A 19,688-nucleotide genomic window follows, 5' to 3' on the forward strand; every position below is an offset into this window, starting at 1 on the left:
CTTATTCTTCAAGCCCGCGAACGCGGGAGCGCCAGTTGCAGTAGCCGCGCTTCATCCGCTTGCGCGCGGGGCAATTCACCGGTCAAGGCGCCTTCGCTCATCACCAGGATGCGGTCGGAAATGCCCATCACTTCCATCAGGTCGCTGGACACCACGATTACCGCAATACCGCCGGCTGCCAGGTTATGGATGATCTGGTAGATCTCCGATTTGGCGCCGATGTCGATACCACGCGTGGGCTCGTCCAGCAGCAAGACCTTCATCGGCATCGACAGCCAGCGGCCAAGAATGGCCTTCTGCTGATTGCCGCCGGAGAGGTACATGATTTTCTGCTCGGCATTCGGCGTCTTGACCTTCATGGCCTTGATTTGCCGGTCGGCGTTGCCCTTCTCCCAGTCATCGCGCAGTAGCCAGCCGAAGGTGGCATGGGCGCCGCGGGCGCTGATGTTGATGTTTTCGGCCACGCTGGACAGCGGGATGATGCCTTCCTTCTTGCGGTCCTCCGGGCACAGCAGCACACCGGCGCCAATGGCGTCGCGGGGCGAACGCAAGTGCAGCGCTTGCCCGCACAACTGCAACTGGCCCGCCGTGGCCCGCTCCACTCCGCTGAGCAGGCGAAACAACTCCGTACGCCCGGCGCCAACCAAGCCAAACAGGCCAAGAATCTCGCCCTTGTGCACGTGCAGGCTGACCGGTTCACGCAGGCCCGGGCCGAGCAGGCCATCGACCTTGAGCGCCACCTCGCCGTGTTCGCGTGGGCGGTAGTCGTAGATGTCCTGGATATCGCGACCGACCATGCAGGTCACCAACTGGTCGTGGGTCAGGGTGCTCATGTCATCGAAGGTGCGCACGTAGCGGCCGTCCTTGAACACCGTCACCGCATCGCAGATACGAAATACCTCTTCCATGCGGTGGGAGACGTAGAGCACCACTTTGCCCTCGTCACGCAGGCGCGTGATGATCGCCATCAGCCGGTCGATTTCCCGTGCCGACAGACTGCTGGTGGGTTCATCGAAGGCGATCACGTTGGCGCCACGGGACAGCGCCTTGGCGATTTCCACCAGTTGGCGCTGGCCCAGGGACAAGCGCCCGAGCTTCTCGTCGGGATCGATCTCATCGGCCAGGCCCTTGAGACAGGCCAGCGCCTGCTGGCGCAGCAGACCACGATTGACCACCCCAAAGCGCGTCGGCAGATGCCCGAGGAAAAGGTTTTCCGCCACGCTCATTTCCGGCACCAGATGCAGTTCCTGATGGATCACCGCGACCCCGCTGGCGATGCTGTCGGCAGCGTTTTTGAAGGCCATGGTCTGATCGCCGATCTGCACCGTACCGCTGCTCGGCAAGTAGGCGCCGCCGAGGATTTTCAGCAAGGTCGACTTGCCCGCGCCGTTCTCGCCCATCAGCGCGTGCACCGAGTGCGGCCGCGCTTCGAAGCTGATCTGCGCCAGCGCCTTGACCCCGGGAAACTCCTTGCCAATGCCGTTGAAACGCAGGGCCGCGGCGGTCATTTCCACAGACCGATTTTGCTCAACTCTTCCTTGAAGTTGGCGCGGGTGATCAGGGTGACGTTATCCAACGCGGTGAACTTGGCCGGCTCGGTGCCTTTAGTCACCCACTCGAACATCGCAGTGGCAGTTTTGTAGCCCGAGGCGTCAGGGCTCAGCAGCATCGAGCCGTAGAAACCGGTATCGGACTTCTTGAGTTCTTCGATGGCGTCAGTACCGTTGATGCCAACGCCGATCACATTGGCCGCCTTGAAGCCGGCGCTTTCAGTCGCGCGCACACCGCCGAGCACCGTGCTGTCGTTCATGCCGCCGATGATCAGGTTTTTCGCACTGCCGGGCAGTTTCACCAATGCCGAGTTGGTGGAGTCCATGCTGCCGGGTACGTCGAGGGTTTTCTGCGCGCTGAACAGGATATGGTCAGCCGGCAGGCCTGCGGCCTTGAGCCCTTCGACCGAACCGTCGGTGCGTTTCTTGCCGGTTTCCAACTCATCGAAGGTGTTGATGACGGCGTAGGTTTCTTTCCAGTCCCAGTTGCGTTTTTTCGCTTCGGCGGCCATGGCTTCGCCCTGTTTCTGGCCGATCTTGTAGGCATCCAGGCCGACGTAGGGCACGTCTTCCATGGGCTTGCCCTTGGCGTCGACGAAGCGGTCGTCCACTGCCAGCACTTTCAAATCATTGAGCTTGGCCTTGGCCATGATCGCCGGCCCCAGGGACACATCCGGCGGGCAGATCACAAACCCTTTGGCGCCGTTGGCCGCCAGCGTGTCGATGGCCGACAGGGTTTTCTCACCGTCGGGCACGGCGATCTTGATCACGGTGAAGCCCTGGTCCTTGCCGGCTTTTTCAGCAAACGCCCATTCGGTCTGGAACCAGGGCTCTTCGGCCTGCTTGACCAAAAAGCCGATCTTCACCTCTTGCGCCGATACGAAGCCGCTGAACGCCATCGCAAACGCCAGGGTGCCAAGTGTCTTCTTAAGCATGAACCACCTCCTTCTTGTTATTCGAAAACGATTTAGTCGTGGTACATCACAGAACGTCCGCCATCGATCATCAGGCAGGTGGCATTGATAAAGGGCGCCTCGTCGGTCGCCAGGAACAGCGCCGTCATCGCCACCTCAATGGGCTGGCCGATGCGTTTGGGCGGGTGCAGGTCGAACGCGCGCTGGCGTTCGGCGTGGGGGTCAGGGAAGCCGTTCCAGTAATCGACGTTGAGTTGGGTTTCGATGTAGCCGGGAGCGATGGCGTTCACGCGAATGCCCTTGGGCGCGTATTCGATGCCCAGGGCACGGGTGAGGCCGAGCAGGCCATGCTTGGCGACGGGGTATGGAAAGCAGCCGGGAATGATGTGGCTGGAATGGGTGGAGGCAATATTAATGATGTTGCCGATGCCCTGCTCGATCATGTGCGGCAACACCGAGCGGCAGCCGTACCAGGCGCCGTCGAGGTCGATGGCGAAGCAGCGACGCCAGTCGTCGTCGGTCATCTCCAGGGGGTCACGGAACACATTGACGCCCGCGCAGTTGACTAACACATCCACGCGGCCAAAGCGCTCGATGGCCAGGTTGACCAGCGCCTGCCATTGATCCTTGGAGGTGATATCGACGGGTTGCGCATAGATCTGGGCGCCGCGTTCGCGCCAATGGGCGGCGACCTTCTCGACTTTTTCGCCCTGGATATCGGCAATGATCAACCGGGCCTGCTGGGCCTGGAAACAGGCGACGATCGCCTCGCCAATACCTTGGGCGGCGCCGGTAATGATCACCACCTTGTTCTTCAGTCGCTCGCCGTAAGTCGGCTCGGGCACGGCGGGTAAGGCCAACGGTTGTGACTGCATCGCTTCACCTGTTTTATTTTTGGTAGTGAGTGCTGATGCAGGCGACTATAAACCCATCATTTGAAATATCTCAATATATAAATTTACATCCCATATATTGGAATAAATTCAAAAAAATGTGGGAGCGGGCTTGCTCGCGAATGCGGTGTGTCAGCCACACATCGGTTGACTGATACACCGCATTCGCGAGCAAGCCCACTCCCACATTCGATCTTCGGTATTTAAAGAAGGGAGCGTCAGCCTACGGCGAAGTCACGCAACGCTTCGCCTTCCATGCGATAACGCACCCACTCTTCCTGCGGCTGGGCGCCGATGGATTTATAGAAGGCAATCGCCGGCTCATTCCAATCCAGCACGCTCCATTCAAACCGCCCGCAACCATTGTCACAGGCGATCTTGGCCAAGTGGCGCAACAGCTTTTTGCCTGCCCCGCCGCCGCGTTGTTCCGGGTTGATGTAGAGGTCTTCCAGGTACAGGCAATTGCTGCCCAGCCAGGTGGAATAGCTGAAAAAGAACACCGCAAAACCAATCGGCAGCCCGTCACGCAGACACATCAGGCCATGGGCCGTGGCGCCTTCGCTGAACAGGCTGCGTTCGATATCCACCACGCTGGCAATCACCTCATGCCGGGCTTTTTCGTACTCGGCCAGCTCGGTGATAAAGGTCAGGATCTGCGCAGCATCGCTGGGCACGGCGGGGCGAATCTCGATGGTCATGGGCGAGCCTTGGGCAAATTCAAAGCCCACATACTAAGGCGGTTTGATGACCGATTGCAGCGCATTTCCCGCAACTGGCACACAAAAACTTACAGCCAGCGCAGCACCGTTCGTCGCCATCAAGGCACGATCGGCAAATGCGCGCGGACCAATACAGGGTAAGGACATTAATCATATGGAGACACCCTCATGAAAAATTCCAAATTTGCTGCCCTCGCCCTCACCGGCCTGTTGTCTGCCGCGTCGCTGAGTGCGTTTGCTGCCACCTCGTCGACCGGCAAGACTGATCCAGTGGATCACTCGCCAAATCCGGCCACTCAGGAATCCCTGGATTCGATGGGTACCGGCCAAGACACCAATGGCGGTGCAATTATTCAACCGGGCGCTGACCCTCGCACCCAGGGCAATGACACACAACGCCAGGCACCTGCTGCCGTCGGCAACGGCAAAATGGGCCCAGCTATCAACCAACCCAACATCAATAAAGGTGACGACTCGAACGTCCCAGGCGCACCGAAACAACCCGCGCCTTGATACACCCATAGCAGCACCAACACCCGATCATTTCCCAGTGAAGAGGTACGCATGAACGTCGATAGAAACCTTGAAAAAGAAGTCCTCACCCGCCTGCTGCACGCTCACCCGCAAGGCCTGGGCAAGGAGGTGCTGGACAATTACCGCGGTGAAAAAGAAGTCGCCAGTGTCTTGGCGTTCCTGCAAGACCGCGGGCTGATCAAGGATGGGCATGTGACCACCGACGACGCCGGTGAATACTCGTTGAACCTGCCGATCAAGCTGACCGCGTCCGGTGTGGATGAGGCGCGCAAGCAGGAAGAAGAAACCCGTCAATAAAGTTGACGCAAAATGTGGGAGGGGCGGCGCGATGATTCGCGCTAACTCTCCCACATTTTTGAACCTCGTTTTATTCAGAGACTAAAGCGTCGACCTCAGCCGTACCTGGGGCAGTTGCCGGCCCCCAACGCGTCACCGCCAGTGCCGCTGCCGCATTCGCCCGACGTGCTGCGTCAACCGGCTTCAGGCCCTTCGCCAACCCGGCAATAAACACCCCTGCATGTGCATCCCCTGCGCCATTGCTATCCACCGCCTGCACCTTGAAACCCCTCACCTGTTCGATCTCGTCCGCATGCCCTACCCAGCAGCCATTCGGCCCATCGCGCACTACTAACAGCGTCTTTACAGGCAAATGGCGCGTCAATTGCGGCAACGCGCCAGCGATATCTCTGGCCCCTGTGAACGCCAGGGCTTCAGGACCATTACTGGTCCAGATGTCGATACGCGGCAATAACGCACGCATCATGGCCGAATCCGGGGCCTTGACCAGCGGTCCCGGATCGAACACCACCACGATCTCCCGCGGCAACGCCAGCAACCAGTCGATTAGCGGCCGGGCCTTGCCTTCAAGCAGCAAGCTGTAACCACTGACGTATACATAGTCGTCGGCATGCGGTAGGACCCGGGCCAAGTCTTCAGCACTCAGTTCACCCTCGGCGCCGATATGGGAAATGAAGGTGCGCTCAGTACTGGCCTCGGTCAGAGACACGCACAAGCCGGTGTCTTTGTCGCCGCTGGCCGCCAAGGCCATCTCAATGCCCTCGGCCTGCATCGCCGCGCGCGCCAGGTCGCCGAAGCGCCCGTGGCCGTGGCGGCCCAGGTAAATCACCGGCAAGCCATTGCGCCGTGCGGCGGCCATCACGTTAAAGCCGCCACCGGCTTCGAAACTGGCGGATTTGGCCAGCACGTCGCCGCCGGTTGCCGGCAGGGTGTCGAGGGCCATGACCAGGTCGACGATGACCTGGCCGGTGTGCAGCAATCTAGACATTGGGACTCTCTACCAAGGCCGGACGACGGTCAGATGCGCCGCCCAGTACTGCATAAATTCCGCCGGCCACCAGGAAAGTGACAATCCAACCCAGGCCGTTATGGCCCAGCCAGGAATCGGACAACGGCCCGGCGAACCAGATGTTTTCAGCGGTGGTGCCGATGGTGGTGAAGCTCAAACCCAGCACAATAGCCAGCGCCCAGGCGCCAGACGCCCGCCATTCCACACCGCCGCGATACCAATAGGCGCTGCTCGGGCTGACGTCCAGCAGGTCCTTGGGGCTGTAGTAATGACGGTGAATCAGGTCGACCACGAAGATTCCGACCCACGCCGTGATCGGCACCGCCAGCAGCGAAATGAAGGTGATGAACGGGCCATAAAAGCTGTCGGCGATCAGCATGAAGTAAATCGAGCCGGCGAAGATCGCCACGATATCGACAATCACCGCATGCACGCGCTTGACCTTCAAGCCCAGGGTCAGGGTGGTGAGACCGGCCGAATACACCGACAGGTTGTTCGACAGCAGCAGCCCGCCGAACGCGGTGATCAGGTAAGGCACGGCCATCCAGGTCGGTAGCATGTCGCGGATCGCGATGATCGGGTCAGTGGCCGACGCCAGGTCATTGTTACCCACCGACAGCAGGCCGCCGAGGGTGATCAGCAGCACCAGCGGAATGCCCGCGCCAAACGCAGCAGAGGCCACCAGGCGCGCGGCCTTGACGCTGCGGTGCTGGTAGCGCGACATGTCGGCACCGGCGTTGGCCCAACCGATACCGGTGCCCGCGGCCATGGTGCCCACGCCAATGATCATCGCGCTTAACGGCGCGGGTGTGGCGTTGAACACCGCGTTCCAGTCGATGGTGGCGCAAAGGAAGCCGCCCACCAGAATGTTCAGGCCACCGAACACGTAGGTGGCCCACTTCTGGATCACCAGCAAGGTGGCATGGCCGAGGCCGGATACGGCCAGGGTCAGCAACACGAAGATGGCGATGAAAATCAGGGTGAGCAGCGGCGCGCTTTTTGCCTCCACCGCAGAGCCGAACAGGATCGAACACAACGACAGCAACACAAAGGCCGCGGTGGTGGTGTTGACGGTTTCCCAGCCCAGGCGCGACATCAACGAGACCAGCGTGGGGCCGATATTGCCGCGCACGCCGAAGATGGCGCGGGACAAGGTCAGGCTGGGTGCACGACCACGGCGGCCGGCAATGGAAATGATGCCCACCACCGCAAAGGAACCGGCGGCGCCGAGGGTTGCGACGATGATCGCCTGCCAGATGGCCAAGCCCCGAAACGCTACCAACGTCGCGCCGAGCGGCAAACCAAGGATGCTGATATTAGCGGCGAACCACACCCAGAACAGTTGCAGCGGATGGCCGTTGCACTCGCCTTCCGGGACCGGTTCGATGCCGCGTGTTTCCAGTTGCCCGGCGCTTTGGCCGGAAGAGGTGCTGCTCATGAAAAGGTGCTCCTGGTGCCTGTATTGTTGTGGTTGTGGCAGCGAGTCAGCTCTTTTGCCCGTCTTCCTGACTCGGCATTTTTTAATGTGGGAGCTGGCTCTGCAGTGCTTAGCGCAACGTAAGCAACCCGTGGACCAGCGGCTGCAAGTCCAGGCCATTGACCTGCTTGACCTGCTTGATCAACGCCTCAGGCCAGCACTGCATCCCCAGGCACGCCCCCAGCATGGCACCGAGGATCGCAGCGATGGTGTCGGTGTCGCCTCCCAGGCTGGCGGCCAGGCATAAGGCCTCGAAGGCATCCAGGTCGCCCGACGCGACTTGCTGCGCCAGGGCAAACGACACCACCACCGATTCCTGGGAGGCGACCGAAGTGCCGATCAATTCGTAGAGCAGGTCAGCAAACAGCGTTTTGTCGCCGCTGCCGACGCTCAGGGTGCGAGCCCAACTGATGCGGGTAGAAATGCGCCCACCGGCAATCCAGTGCCCATGGCTTTCGGCCTGCTGGGCGACCTGCGTGCCGATGTTCAGGGCTTCGCCCAGGTCCACGCCGTTGATGCCCGCCGAGACCACCGCTGCCACGGCCGCGGCACTGGAGACGCCCAGGCTGGTGTTATGGGTGACCTGGCAGGCCTGGATCACTGCCTGGATAAACCGCGCCGTGTCGCTGACATCGGCGGCGATGCCCACCGGGGTGATGCGCATGGCGGCGCCATTGGTGGTGCCGTAGCGCCCGGATTCTTCGGGCGTGTGACCGGCGAGGATCATGTCGATGGCCCGTTTAGTGGAAGGCCCGAGCAAGTCCTGGGAGCCCTTGGCGCGCATCACCGCTTCCCACTCGATCAGGCGCTGGGCAAGCACAGTGGGTTCGATGCCGCCTTGGCCTTCCACCAGCAACTGCCCGACCAGGATGGCCTGCTCGGTGTCATCGGTGATGGAACCGGCTGGCATGTTCGGGGCAATCGGTTGGTCGGCGCCAGCGTCTTCCAGGGTGGTGATAGCGCCGAAGCTTTTTTGCACCTGCTCTCGGCTCAAGGACTGAGTCGGCATACCCAAGGCGTCGCCCAGGGCAAGGCCGTAGAAGGCACCGAGTGCGCGATTTTCCCGGGTCATTTTGAAGCTCCAAACTGCAGGTGCAGACGAAAATGCAGCGGGTCGAGCACGCTTTCGACATGCTCCATGAAACGCTCGCGGCGGTCATAGGTGGTGCGCGACGCCTTGAGAAAGACAGTGCCGGAGGGGCGTCCGAGTAATTCGGCGTCTTTATCGCTCAGGGGCTCGGCACCCATCCATTGGTCACCCTCGGCGCCCACATAGCCGTAGGCAGCCAGGGTGATGGTCAGGGAATTGTCGATCAGGCCAGTGCGGGGCAGGCTTTCCAGGCCGCCAGAAGCAGGCATCAACGAGCGCTCCAGGGAGACGGCGGTACCGTCAGCCGTGAGCCGGCGGCGGTCGAGGGCAATGAATTGGTCAGTGCCGAAGCGGCTGGACAGGTCCGGGCGGGTCACAGCTTCGAAACGCAGGATGTCGGTGCTCACCTGGGCGCCCGTATCTGCCAGGGCCTGGGCCCAACCGCTGCGCTGGTCGAGCACCATGCCGTCAAAGGTGACGATGGAGCCGACGCCGCTCTGGGTGGCGATGTAGTTGCGGCGTTTAAGCTCAGCCAGCGCTTCGCGCAGCGTGCCACGGCTGACCGCAAATTCCTCGGCCAATTGGTGCTCGCCCGGCAACAGGAAACCATCGACCATCACCCCACCTTCGATACGGCGGATGAGCTCGTCGACGACGCGTTTTTTCTTATCAAATCGAACATGTCTAATCATGTACAAATTGATACCCGAAAATCGCGATTTACAGCAAGGGAATTATTTCAGGGTGAAGACAGAATCGGCCTCAGGGCTCCAGGCCGATGGGGAAAAACTCCCCGCAACTCCATACGCCAAGCCAGCTCTGACCGTTGATCGGACGGCTCACGGCCAGCTCCACCAATTGGTAAAACGCGTTGCGATGCACGAGGGCTTCAAGGTTGGTGCGTACCCGCAGATAAGGCGCAGGCTCGTGAGTGACGGGGTCGATCACCACCCGCAGCGGATGCTCAAGACCGGCCTCGACTTGCTCGTCGACGTTGGTGGTGAAACGCAATACCTGGCTCTCGCCCTGCCCTTGCACGTCTAGCGTAACGGCGACAAAAGGCGCGTCATCGACGGTTATCCCGACTTTTTCCACCGGTGTAACCAGAAAATATTCATCGCCATCGCGGCGAATGATGTTGGAGAACAACTTGACCATCGGCTTTCGCCCGATAGGCGTGCCCTGGTAGAACCAGGTGCCGTCGCGGGCAATGCGCATGTCGATATTGCCGCAGAAATCCGGGTTCCATAGATGCACCGGCGCCGGCCCCTTGCCCTTGGGCAGTTGGGCCAATAGATCATTGGCCTTGGCGGAATCGGTCATGGGGTTCTCCTCGGGTCTACTGATTGCTCATGCCCAGCAAGCCCCGGGCGTATTGCGCCAGAGGGCGGGCAATCAGATCTTGTGGCGATGTGTCGTGGAACGTCAGTAAACCGCCACGACTGCGAATACGCGCAGTATCAATCAAATACTGGGTGCTGGTCTCGATCAACATGACCTGGATTACGCCGCTGTCCAGACCCAGGCGGTCCAAGGCTTGCTGATCGGTCCACTCGTCGGCGTTGCCGATACGGTCATCGGCTGCCGCAAAGCGGCAATACAGCAGGTAGTGAGCACCCGCCTCGCGAGCTTCGGCCATGGCCTGCTCGAGACCTTCCGGTTGGCGCGCGCGACGGACCATGGGGAAATACTCGACGAAGCCGTTGAACGCCTCCTCGGCCACTACGTTAGGCCGTGGGTACGCGCTGCCCGGCGGCACAAAGGCGCCCTGGGCGATAAACACAAAGGAGTCCGGTTGTATGCGCACCGAGGCGGTACGCCGAGTATCGCTGTGGTCGAGCAACCCGGCGTCGCTCATCTGATAGCGAGTGCCTTCGGCCATATCGCTGACGGTCATGCACCCACCCAGGGCCAACGACGCCAGCAGCAAAACCAGACTACGCATCCTAATCCTCCAGAAGCCGGTGACGGAAAACCGGCGAATGGGCGTGAGATGCAGGTTCTGCGCCATCTTGAAGGGCAACACTTAGCCGCCGATGATCTTCATGACCGTCGCGCCGCCGGAAAATGCCACTTCCTGCTTGTCACCCAGGGCCTTCATCAGCAAGCCCTGCAGGGCCGGCAATGCCTGATGACGCGGCTGGTCCAGCAAATCGCCGACGTAGTGGCGATTGCTTGAGGACAAGCACCCATGCAGCCAACCCGTGGAGGACAACCGCAGCCGCGAACAGGTGCGGCAGAACGGCACGCTTTCGTTGGCGATCACGCCGAAGAAACCCTTGCCCGGCACTTCGTAGCGCACTGCCGTGGCATCGACCGGCGCATTGGCTTGCAGGTATTCATGCTGTTCGCCGATCAGGCTGAGCAGTTGTTGCAGGCTGACGAACTGTTGCAGGAACGCGTTGGAGTCTTTCGCCAGGTGGCCCATGCGCATCAGCTCGATAAAGCGCAGCTCGTAGCCACGCTCCAGGCAGTAGTCGAGCAGCGGCATCACCTGGTCCAGGTTCTGGCCGCGCAACGGCACCATGTTGACCTTGATCTTGATCCCGGCGGCGCTGGCCTGGTCCATGCCATCGAGCACGGTGGCCAGGTCGCCGCCACGGGCGATGCTGCGAAAGGCATCGGCATCCAGGGTATCGAGAGAGACATTGATGCGCCGAATGCCGGCCGCCACCAGCAACGGCAGTTTGCGCGCCAGCAGTTGACCATTGGTGGTCAGGCTGATGTCGCTGAGGCCCATCTGCCCGACCGCGCCCATGAAGGCTTCCAACTTGGGACTGACCAGCGGTTCACCGCCGGTGATGCGCAAACGCTCGATACCGGCTGCTTCGATCAGGTAAGCCACGCCCCGGGCCATGGCCTCGGCCGAGAGTTCGTCCTGGGCAGCCACCAGCCGCTTGCCATTGGGCACGCAGTAAGTACACGCGTAATTACAGGCTGAGGTCAGGCTGATCCGCAAATTGCGAAAACGCCTGCCTTGACGATCAACGATCATGGATCACTCCGGCAGAGGATAATTCGGGCGCACTAAAAGCTGACTTATAAATCAGCTTTTAGCAAGATCCTTGCCTGAGTATATTCCTGGGGTACTACGCCTGGCAGCAAATCATTACGGAGTAGGCGTTTGCACAGGCGCGGTTTCAACGGCGGCGGGCTCAGCACTGTGCTTGCGCTTGTTGCCCATGCGTACGCCGATGTCCATCAGGAACTGGAAGAAGCCTTCCTGGTCTTCCAGCACATTGCTCCAGAACGGCGAGTGGTACAGCGCCACGGCGCCATGCACCAAGGCCCAGGCGGCGCAGTAGTGGAAGTATGGCGGCACGTCTTCAAGCTTGCCTTCACTGATGCGGCCCTTGATCAGCAGGGTCAGGCGTTCGAAGTTCGAGGCACGGATCTTGTGCAGCTCCTCGACCATTTCCGGCACTTGGTGGCCTTTGACCACCTTCTCTTCCAGGCGGTCGAACAGGCGGTAGCGCTGCGGGTCCCGCATGCGGAACTCGAAGTAAGCGCGGGACAGGGCTTCCTTGTCTTTGTCGACATCGGCCGAGTGCAGCAGCTCGTTCAAGTCGCGCTCGTAGTCGAGCATCAGGCGCAGGTAGATCTCGGCCTTGGATTTGAAGTGCTTGTAGATCGTGCCTTTGCCGATACCCACGGCATCCGCAATCATCTCGACGGTGACGCTGTCTTCGCCCTGATCGAGGAATAACTTGAGTGCAGTGTCGAGAATTTCCTGCTCACGGCGGCGAAACTCACGGACCTTACGGGGTTCTTTGTGCATGAGGAAGAGGTCTGCAAAGGTCGGAATAGGGAGGGTTGCGCAGGGCCACCGATACGTGGCGATACGATTTACCCGATGCGAGGGATTATCCCGACTGAACGGTCGTTGGGCAACGTCTATGTGAACCCGCCAGGCACTTAACTTTCAGTGCGCCAACGATTTCAGCGATATCAGTCAGAAATAATACGCAACACCTGACCCTGCCCATCAGCGCAATGAGAACTCAAGCGAAGCGCACGTATTCCAAATCTGTTTAAAAAACGATCAATCACGACTGGACTGAATGGGATACTGATCAATACTTCAACTGTTGGCGCGACATCTCCCCCAAGTGACGCGTCGACCTGGGTACCGACGGACTGCGTACCCTTGTTTTACTCCTAATGGTCTTAGCCCGGATTCCCCCCCCAGAACCCGGGTTTTTTTTGCCTGAAATTTAGCTGTGTTACCCAGCTACGTGGGCCAACGGAAACAGGCGCTTGAAGTTCTCGGTGGTCTGCTCGGCGAAGCGCTCGTACGACTCGCCGCGCAGCATTGCCAGGTAGTCGGCCACGTCACGCACATATTCCGGCAGGTTGGGCTTGCCGCGATGGGGGATGGGCGCCAGGTACGGCGAGTCGGTTTCTACCAGCAGACGGTCGGCCGGCACCTGGCGGGCCACGTCGCGCAGCGCATCGGCATTACGGAAGGTGACGATACCCGACAGGGATATATAGAACCCCAGGTCCAGGGCCGCCTTGGCCATGTCCCAATCTTCGGTAAAGCAATGCAACACACCGGCCTGCGGCAGCGCGGCTTCACGCAGCAGCGTCAAGGTATCGGCGCGGGCACCCCGGGTGTGGACGATCACCGGCTTGCCAGTCTGCTGGGCGGCCTGCAGGTGCAGACGGAACGAAGCCTGCTGCAACTCGGCCGCTTCGGGCTCGTAGTGGTAGTCCAGTCCGGTTTCACCAATGGCTACCACCCGTGGATGGTTGAGTTCACCCAATAGCCAGTCGAGGGCCGGGGCTTCGCCAGGCTTGAGGTCCAGCGGATGGATACCGACCGAGCAATCCACGTCGGGGTAGCGATCAGCCAAGGCTTTGACGTCGGCGGCGTTCTCTGCGCTGACACCAATGCACAGGAAGTGACCGACCCCGCGTTGGCGGGCCGCCTCAAGGGCGGCGTCGAGGGAACCGCCGTGCTGGGCAAGGTCGAGGCGATCAAGGTGGCAATGGGAATCTACGAGCATAGGAATTCAGGACTTAAGTCACGAAAAGAGTCTGGCCAACGATACACCCGTTGGCCACGGAAATTAACGCCGCCCGAGCAGGCCGACCCACTGCACCAGCAGCGCCTCGAGCAACAGCACGCGGTTGAGGTTGGCTTTGCCGAGTACCTTCTGGCGCTGGGCAAGAATCCAGTCCTGGATGTTAAGTACTTTGTCCTGAGCACTTTTCTGCGCGAGGTACTGCACGACCTTGCGCATATCCGCCAGGCCCAGGCCCTGTTCATCCTGGGTTAATTGGTAGCGCAGGACCAGGCTGGACCAGTCGCAGAACCAGTCGAACAACAGCAACAGGGGAATATCCTTCCAGGCGCTTTCGGCCAATTGCGTGGCGGACAGCTCCTGCTTGAGCAGCTTCTTCACGCCATCCACGACCAATGCCCGCTGCTCACGCACGCCCTGGGCTTGCAGCTTCACCGCCGCCAAGGGCGAACCGGCCGCCAGGGTCAGCAACTCGACCCGTTCTTCTGCGGTGCACTCCGGCAACGCCTGTGCCAGCCATTGCAGGCTCATGGCTTCGCTCGGCAACGGGCAAGCCTGCTGCACGCACCGGCTGCGAATAGTTGGCAACAAGCGGCTGGACTGATGGCTCACCAGCAACAGCACGGTATCGCCGGACGGTTCTTCGAGGCTTTTGAGCAAGGCGTTCGCGGCGTTGATGTTCATCGCCTCCACCGGCTCGATCAGCACCACTTTGCGCCCGCCCATCTGCGCGGTCTGTACCACGAAGCTGACGAGATCACGCACCTGGTCGACCTTGATCGCCTTGTCCGCCTCCTCGGGCTCCAGCACATAATTATCCGGGTGACTGCCGGCCCTGAGCAGCAGGCAGGACTTACATTCGCCGCAGGCCTCCAGGTTGACCGGACGCTGACACAACAGGCTGGCCATCAGGCGCTCGGCGAGGTCGCGCTTACCAATGCCCACCGGCCCGTGCAGCAAATAGGCATGGGCGTGCTGGGCACGGCCGGCCAATTGCTGCCACAGACTGTCCTGCCACGGGTAGGACTCAGCCACGGGTGCGCTCCAGCAGTGTCGGCAACAGCGCATCGATGGCCCGTTGCACCTGGGCCAGCGGCTGGGCGGCGTCCAGCAGGTAATAACGTGCAGGCTCAGCCTTGGCACGCTGCAGGAAAGCGCTGCGCACAGCATCGAAAAACGCCTGGCCTTCCAGTTCGAAGCGATCCAGGCGACCACGAGCACTGGCGCGAGCCATGCCCACTTCCACCGGCAGGTCGAACAGCAGGGTCAGGTCGGGGCGCACATCACCCTGCACGAAGGTTTCCAGGGTTGCGATACGCTCCAGGGACAAACCCCGGCCACCGCCCTGGTAGGCGTAGGTGGAATCGGTGAAGCGATCGCAAATCACCACCGCACCACGTGCCAGCGCCGGGCGAATCACTTCGGCCAGGTGCTGGGCACGGGCGGCAAACACCAGCAGCAACTCAGTGTCCGGGTTCATCTGCTCATCACCCGGGGCCAACAGGACTTCGCGAATACGCTCGGCCAGCGGCGTACCGCCCGGCTCCCGGGTCAGCACCACTTCTATGCCCTCGGCGCGCAGGCGCTCGGCCAGGTAGTCGCGGTTGGTGCTTTTGCCGGCGCCTTCCGGGCCTTCCAGGGTAATAAACAAGCCAGTCACAGGCAGTCCTTAGTCAGAGTCATTGCGGGCTTTGCGGCGCGGTGGTGTCCGGCGCGGGCTGGGTCGGAGCATCGGCAGGAGGGGCAACATCTTCCAGCGGTTTCACCACCGGCGCCGGGCTGGAACGGTAGTCGGCACGCCGCTTGAGCTGAAACTCACGCACGGCGGCATTATGCGCATCCAGGTTATCCGAGAAAATGTGGCTGCCATCACCACGGGCGACGAAATACAGGCTGCTGCCCGGCACCGGGTTCAGCGCCGCGTGGATGGCCTCGCGGCCAACCATCGCGATGGGTGTCGGCGGTAGGCCGGCGATCATGTAGGTGTTGTAAGGGTTGGCTTCCTTGAGGTGGGCGCGGGTCAACTTGCCGTTGTAGCGCTCACCCAGCCCGTAGATCACGGTTGGATCGGTCTGCAGCAACATGCCGATTTTCATGCGACGTACAAACACACCGGCAATCTGCCCACGCTCCTGCGGCACACCCGTCTCCTTTTCTACCAGGGACGCCATGATCAGCGCTTGATAAGGGTCGGTGTACGGCGCATCGGCGGCACGCTTGCTCCACTCTTGGGCGAGCACATCGTCCAGGCGGTTATAGGCTTTCTTCAGGAATTCGACGTCGGTCATGCCGCGTACAAAGCGATAGGTGTCAGGGAAGAAACGGCCTTCAGGGAACACACCCGGATGGTCGAGCTTGTCCATCACTTCGCTGTCAGTCAGCCCAGGGAGTGTCTGTACGATTTTTTCATGCTTGGCCAGAGCCGTACGCACCTGACGGAAGTTCCAGCCTTCCACCAGGGTCAGGCTGTACTGCACCACTTCGCCACGCTGCCACAGGCCGATCAAGCCTTCGGCGGTAAGGCCTTGGGTCATGCGGTATTCACCGCTGTGCAGTGGCTGGCCTTCGAGGTTGAAGCGCCAGTACAGGCGCAGCCAAAATGCATCGTCGAGCACACCGTCAGCTTCCAGACGATTGAAGGTACCCGTCGGCGTAGCGCCAGCCGGGACGTCGAGCAACTGCTCCTGGGACAGCTTCAAGGGCTGCTTGAGGGCAGAGTCGAGTTTCCAGGCCGAAAAGCCCACGAGCAAAGCCGCCGAGACCAGGCTGATCTGCAGCAGTAACACCAGTTTTCGTATCAACTCAAATATCCAATAGCGCGCGAACAATGCCCTGCAGTTTACGGGTGAGTGGCCCAACCGACCAGCTCATCGCAGCGCATCCACGCACCGGCCAAATGCCATATACGCTGTTGCAGACGAAGACTTCATCGGCCTGTCGCAACTGCTCGACACTGATGTCGGCCACGGCCACCGGGACGCCCAGCGCTTGCGCCTGGGCCAGTAGCTCGGCGCGCATCACGCCGGCAACGCCGCACCGGCTCAGATCAGCAGTTAGTAACAAGCCATTGCGCACCAGGAACAGGTTGCTGAATACGCCTTCGACAACCCGGCCAGACATATCCAGCATCAAGCCTTCGGCATGCTCGGCATCTTGCCACTCGGCGCGCGCGATCACCTGCTCAAGACGGTTGAGGTGCTTGAGGCCGGCCAACAGCGGCTGTTCGGCCAAGCGGGTGGCACACGGAAACAGGCGGATACCATCGGTTCCATGGGCGGGGGGATAAGTAGCGGGCGCACTGCCCTGCAAGATACGGCGCACCGGGGCGCCAGGGTTAAGGCCATAACCGCGCAAGCTGTCGCCACGGGTAAGGATCAATTTGAGGACACCGTCGCCAAGGGCGGCGGCATAGGCTAGCACTTCGCTGCGAATCAACCCGTGATCCGTCATTAATGCCAAACGCCTGCAACCCTCATCCAGGCGTTGCAGGTGACGCTCGAGCAGCAGCGGCTGCCCGGCCTTGACGGCAATGGTCTCGAACACACCATCACCATACGCCAGGCCGCGATCTTTCAGGGGCACGCTGTCCGCTGGCTGACCGTCGACCCAGCTGTGCATCACTCGGCGAACCGGCGGAACACCAGGGAACCGTTGGTGCCACCGAAACCGAACGAGTTGGAAATCACCACATCGATCGGCATCGGTTGCGCTTCGTGAGGCACGAAGTTCAGGTCACAACCTTCGTCCGGTTCATCCAGGTTGATGGTCGGCGGAGCGACCTGGTCCTTGATGGCCATCACACTGAAGATCGCCTCCACTGCGCCCGCCGCGCCCAACAGGTGGCCGGTCATGGACTTGGTGGAACTGACCGCCAGCTTGTAGGCGTGCTCGCCGAACACCGACTTGATGGCCTCGGCTTCCGCCAGGTCGCCGGTCGGGGTCGAAGTACCATGGGCGTTGATGTACTGCACCTGGTCGGGATTGACCTTCGCATCGCGCAGGGCATTGGTGATGCAGCGCGCAGCACCGGCACCGTCGGACGGTGGCGAAGTCATGTGGTACGCGTCGCCGCTCATGCCAAAGCCAATCAATTCGGCGTAGATGGTGGCGCCACGCGCCTTCGCGTGCTCCAACTCTTCCAGCACCAGCGCACCGGCACCGTCGGCCAGTACGAAGCCGTCACGGCCCTTGTCCCACGGACGGCTGGCACGGGTCGGTTCGTCATTGCGCGTCGACAGCGCACGGGAAGCGCCGAAGCCGCCCATGCCCAGGCCGCAGGCGGCCATTTCGGCGCCACCGGCGATCATCACGTCCGCTTCGTCGTAGGCGATATTGCGCGCCGCCATGCCGATGCAGTGAGTGCCCGTGGTGCATGCCGTTGCAATGGCGTAGTTAGGCCCCTGTGCGCCCAAGTGGATGGACAGGAAACCGGAAATCATATTGATGATCGAGCCCGGCACGAAGAACGGTGAAATTCGACGGGGGCCGGAATCGTGCAGCGTGCGGCTGGTTTCTTCGATATTGGTCAAACCGCCAATACCCGAACCCATGGCCACGCCGATGCGTTCACGGTTGGCGTCGGTGACTTCCAGGCCGGCGTTACGCACTGCCTGAAAACCGGCTGCCAGGCCGTATTGAATGAACAGGTCGAGCTTGCGGGATTCCTTGACCGAGAGATATTCCTCGACATTGAAGCCCTTTACCGAGCCGCCAAAACGGGTGGAATAGGCAGAAAGGTCCGTGTGTTCGATCAGACCAATACCACTGTGGCCAGCCAGAATGCCCTGCCAACTGCTCGGCACGTCCGTGCCCAGTGGCGACAACATACCCATACCGGTGACTACGACGCGTCTACGCGACACAGCACTCTCCTTTTTCTTGATGACGACACTTTGCTTCACCGCTCACTTTTGATCAGGGCTAAAGAAAAAACCGCACGCCGTTACAGCAGTGCGGTTTTTCCCTGACAGCAAGCGACGACTACAAACTATTACGCCTGGTGGCTAGTAACGTAGTCGATAGCAGCTTGAACAGTAGTGATTTTTTCAGCTTCTTCGTCCGGGATTTCGGTCTCGAATTCCTCTTCCAGAGCCATCACCAGCTCAACGGTGTCAAGGGAATCGGCACCCAGGTCTTCTACGAAGGAAGCAGTGTTGACCACTTCTTCTTCTTTAACGCCCAGTTGCTCGGCGACGATTTTCTTGACGCGCTCTTCGATGGTGCTCATACCTTGTTTAACTCCTAATGGACAAATTCAGGCAGCTGGCCAGTGGGTAAGTGTATAGAAAGCCTTTTCAGCTTTTCAACTGAAAGCTTCACCCTGTACCCGGTCCGCCACCTGCCTATAAATTAAGTTGCAGCTTTATAACGGATTTTAGACAGCTCGTATGACATTTTTTTGAAGCGATCCGTCACAATTTAACTCATGTACATCCCGCCGTTCACCGGGATTGTAGCCCCAGTCACGTATGCCGCACCGTCGGATGCCAGGAAAGTGACCACATTCGCGATCTCTTGAGCCTGGCCCAGACGGCCCAGCGGAATCTGCGTCAGCAAGGCTTCACGCTGCGCTTCCGGCAGTTCGCGGGTCATATCGGTGTCGATGAACCCTGGGGCCACCGAGTTGACCGTAATCGACCGCGAGCCGACTTCACGCGCCAGAGCACGGCTGAAACCTTCCAGGCCGGCCTTGGCAGCTGCATAGTTTACTTGGCCTGCGTTGCCCATGGCACCCACTACGGAGCCAATATTGATAATTCGGCCCCAACGCGCCTTGGTCATGCCGCGCAAAACGCCCTTGGACAGGCGAAACAGACTGTTCAGGTTGGTATCGACCACGTCGTACCACTCGTCGTCTTTCATGCGCATCATCAGGTTGTCACGGGTGATGCCGGCATTGTTCACCAGAATAGCCGGCGCACCGAACTCTGCAGTGATCTGGGCCAGTACCGCGGCCACCGACTCATCGCTGGTCACGTTCAGCTCAAGGCCGGTGCCTTGCACGCCGTTTTCCTTCAGGGTCGCTGCGATACGCTCGGCGCCCGAGGCGGACGTGGCGGTACCGATCACAACGGCGCCCTGACGGCCCAGCTCCAGGGCGATAGCCTGGCCAATGCCACGGCTTGCGCCGGTAACCAGTGCAACTTTACCTTGCAGACTCATGCAGGCTTCTCCTAAT

General features: G+C 60.6%; 22 protein-coding genes. 2 read left to right on the forward strand and 20 right to left on the reverse strand.

The window, feature by feature from the left end; genetic code table 11:
• Positions 1-8: 8 nt before the first annotated feature.
• The 4 genes from araG to FRT59_RS25590 form a co-directional block, all read right to left on the reverse strand.
• Positions 9-1,508 (reverse strand): L-arabinose ABC transporter ATP-binding protein AraG, encoded by a 1,500-nt coding sequence (araG, locus tag FRT59_RS25575; protein WP_034120774.1) that lies wholly within the window; start codon positions 1,506-1,508, stop codon positions 9-11.
• Positions 1,505-2,485: a substrate-binding domain-containing protein gene (locus FRT59_RS25580; RefSeq protein ID WP_034120775.1), complete on the reverse strand. Its 981-nt coding sequence runs from the start codon at positions 2,483-2,485 to the stop codon at positions 1,505-1,507. Before FRT59_RS25580 ends, araG begins: the two co-directional genes overlap by 4 nt.
• A 32-nt stretch (positions 2,486-2,517) precedes the next feature.
• Positions 2,518-3,339, reverse strand: coding sequence for an SDR family oxidoreductase (locus FRT59_RS25585; protein WP_034120776.1), 822 nt, complete (start codon positions 3,337-3,339; stop codon positions 2,518-2,520).
• A gap of 236 nt (positions 3,340-3,575) precedes the next feature.
• Positions 3,576-4,055 (reverse strand): GNAT family N-acetyltransferase, encoded by a 480-nt coding sequence (locus FRT59_RS25590; RefSeq protein ID WP_034120778.1) that lies wholly within the window; start codon positions 4,053-4,055, stop codon positions 3,576-3,578.
• A gap of 189 nt (positions 4,056-4,244) precedes the next feature.
• Between FRT59_RS25590 and FRT59_RS25595 the strand changes: the two genes are divergently transcribed.
• On the forward strand, positions 4,245-4,589 hold the full coding sequence (locus FRT59_RS25595) for a hypothetical protein (RefSeq protein WP_153839943.1): 345 nt from the start codon (positions 4,245-4,247) through the stop codon (positions 4,587-4,589).
• A gap of 51 nt (positions 4,590-4,640) precedes the next feature.
• Entirely contained in the window at positions 4,641-4,907 is a 267-nt protein-coding gene (locus tag FRT59_RS25600; RefSeq protein ID WP_034120781.1) for a hypothetical protein, read from the forward strand.
• A gap of 70 nt (positions 4,908-4,977) precedes the next feature.
• On the opposite strand, the gene FRT59_RS25605 is transcribed toward FRT59_RS25600, so the two are convergent.
• The 16 genes from FRT59_RS25605 to fabG all read right to left on the reverse strand — a co-directional run bounded on the left by FRT59_RS25605 (position 4,978) and on the right by fabG (position 19,672).
• Positions 4,978-5,895: a PfkB family carbohydrate kinase gene (locus tag FRT59_RS25605; RefSeq protein ID WP_153872713.1), complete on the reverse strand. Its 918-nt coding sequence runs from the start codon at positions 5,893-5,895 to the stop codon at positions 4,978-4,980.
• Positions 5,888-7,354, reverse strand: a complete 1,467-nt coding sequence (locus FRT59_RS25610; RefSeq protein WP_153872714.1) for a purine-cytosine permease family protein — start codon at positions 7,352-7,354, stop codon at positions 5,888-5,890. The genes FRT59_RS25605 and FRT59_RS25610 overlap by 8 nt, the downstream gene beginning before the upstream one ends.
• A 109-nt stretch (positions 7,355-7,463) precedes the next feature.
• On the reverse strand, positions 7,464-8,465 hold the full coding sequence (locus FRT59_RS25615) for an ADP-ribosylglycohydrolase family protein (protein WP_153872715.1): 1,002 nt from the start codon (positions 8,463-8,465) through the stop codon (positions 7,464-7,466).
• On the reverse strand, positions 8,462-9,175 hold the full coding sequence (locus FRT59_RS25620) for a GntR family transcriptional regulator (protein ID WP_034120785.1): 714 nt from the start codon (positions 9,173-9,175) through the stop codon (positions 8,462-8,464). Before FRT59_RS25620 ends, FRT59_RS25615 begins: the two co-directional genes overlap by 4 nt.
• A 70-nt stretch (positions 9,176-9,245) precedes the next feature.
• Positions 9,246-9,806 carry a DUF1285 domain-containing protein gene (locus FRT59_RS25625; RefSeq protein ID WP_034120786.1) on the reverse strand — a complete coding sequence of 187 codons (561 nt, stop codon included), beginning with the start codon at positions 9,804-9,806 and terminating at the stop codon, positions 9,246-9,248.
• Positions 9,807-9,822: 16 nt separating this feature from the next.
• Positions 9,823-10,428, reverse strand: a complete 606-nt coding sequence (locus tag FRT59_RS25630; protein ID WP_153839948.1) for a DUF4823 domain-containing protein — start codon at positions 10,426-10,428, stop codon at positions 9,823-9,825.
• A gap of 81 nt (positions 10,429-10,509) precedes the next feature.
• The gene (locus FRT59_RS25635; RefSeq protein ID WP_034120788.1) at positions 10,510-11,478 is read right to left on the reverse strand and encodes a GTP 3',8-cyclase MoaA; all 969 of its coding nucleotides are present in this window, start codon (positions 11,476-11,478) and stop codon (positions 10,510-10,512) included.
• A gap of 114 nt (positions 11,479-11,592) precedes the next feature.
• A complete protein-coding gene (locus tag FRT59_RS25640) occupies positions 11,593-12,261 on the reverse strand; it encodes a TetR/AcrR family transcriptional regulator (protein ID WP_034120789.1) in 669 nt (222 codons plus the stop codon).
• Positions 12,262-12,706: 445 nt separating this feature from the next.
• Positions 12,707-13,492, reverse strand: a complete 786-nt coding sequence (locus FRT59_RS25645) for a TatD family hydrolase (protein WP_034120791.1) — start codon at positions 13,490-13,492, stop codon at positions 12,707-12,709.
• Positions 13,493-13,555: 63 nt separating this feature from the next.
• Entirely contained in the window at positions 13,556-14,545 is a 990-nt protein-coding gene (locus FRT59_RS25650) for a DNA polymerase III subunit delta' (protein WP_198809658.1), read from the reverse strand.
• On the reverse strand, positions 14,538-15,170 hold the full coding sequence (gene tmk, locus FRT59_RS25655) for a dTMP kinase (RefSeq protein ID WP_034120793.1): 633 nt from the start codon (positions 15,168-15,170) through the stop codon (positions 14,538-14,540). The genes FRT59_RS25650 and tmk overlap by 8 nt, the downstream gene beginning before the upstream one ends.
• A 19-nt stretch (positions 15,171-15,189) precedes the next feature.
• Positions 15,190-16,311 (reverse strand): endolytic transglycosylase MltG, encoded by a 1,122-nt coding sequence (gene mltG, locus FRT59_RS25660; protein WP_153839951.1) that lies wholly within the window; start codon positions 16,309-16,311, stop codon positions 15,190-15,192.
• A gap of 1 nt (position 16,312) precedes the next feature.
• Positions 16,313-17,128 carry an aminodeoxychorismate lyase gene (gene pabC / locus FRT59_RS25665; RefSeq protein ID WP_034120796.1) on the reverse strand — a complete coding sequence of 272 codons (816 nt, stop codon included), beginning with the start codon at positions 17,126-17,128 and terminating at the stop codon, positions 16,313-16,315.
• Entirely contained in the window at positions 17,128-18,372 is a 1,245-nt protein-coding gene (gene fabF / locus FRT59_RS25670) for a beta-ketoacyl-ACP synthase II (RefSeq protein ID WP_034120798.1), read from the reverse strand. Before fabF ends, pabC begins: the two co-directional genes overlap by 1 nt.
• 128 nt (positions 18,373-18,500) lie before the next feature.
• Positions 18,501-18,737: an acyl carrier protein gene (gene acpP, locus FRT59_RS25675; RefSeq protein ID WP_003175607.1), complete on the reverse strand. Its 237-nt coding sequence runs from the start codon at positions 18,735-18,737 to the stop codon at positions 18,501-18,503.
• A gap of 191 nt (positions 18,738-18,928) precedes the next feature.
• Positions 18,929-19,672 (reverse strand): 3-oxoacyl-ACP reductase FabG, encoded by a 744-nt coding sequence (fabG, locus tag FRT59_RS25680; protein ID WP_034120800.1) that lies wholly within the window; start codon positions 19,670-19,672, stop codon positions 18,929-18,931.
• Between the last annotated feature and the right edge of the window lie 16 nt (positions 19,673-19,688).

The sequence above is a fragment of the Pseudomonas haemolytica genome, from assembly GCF_009659625.1.
Taxonomy (GTDB): domain Bacteria; phylum Pseudomonadota; class Gammaproteobacteria; order Pseudomonadales; family Pseudomonadaceae; genus Aquipseudomonas; species Aquipseudomonas haemolytica.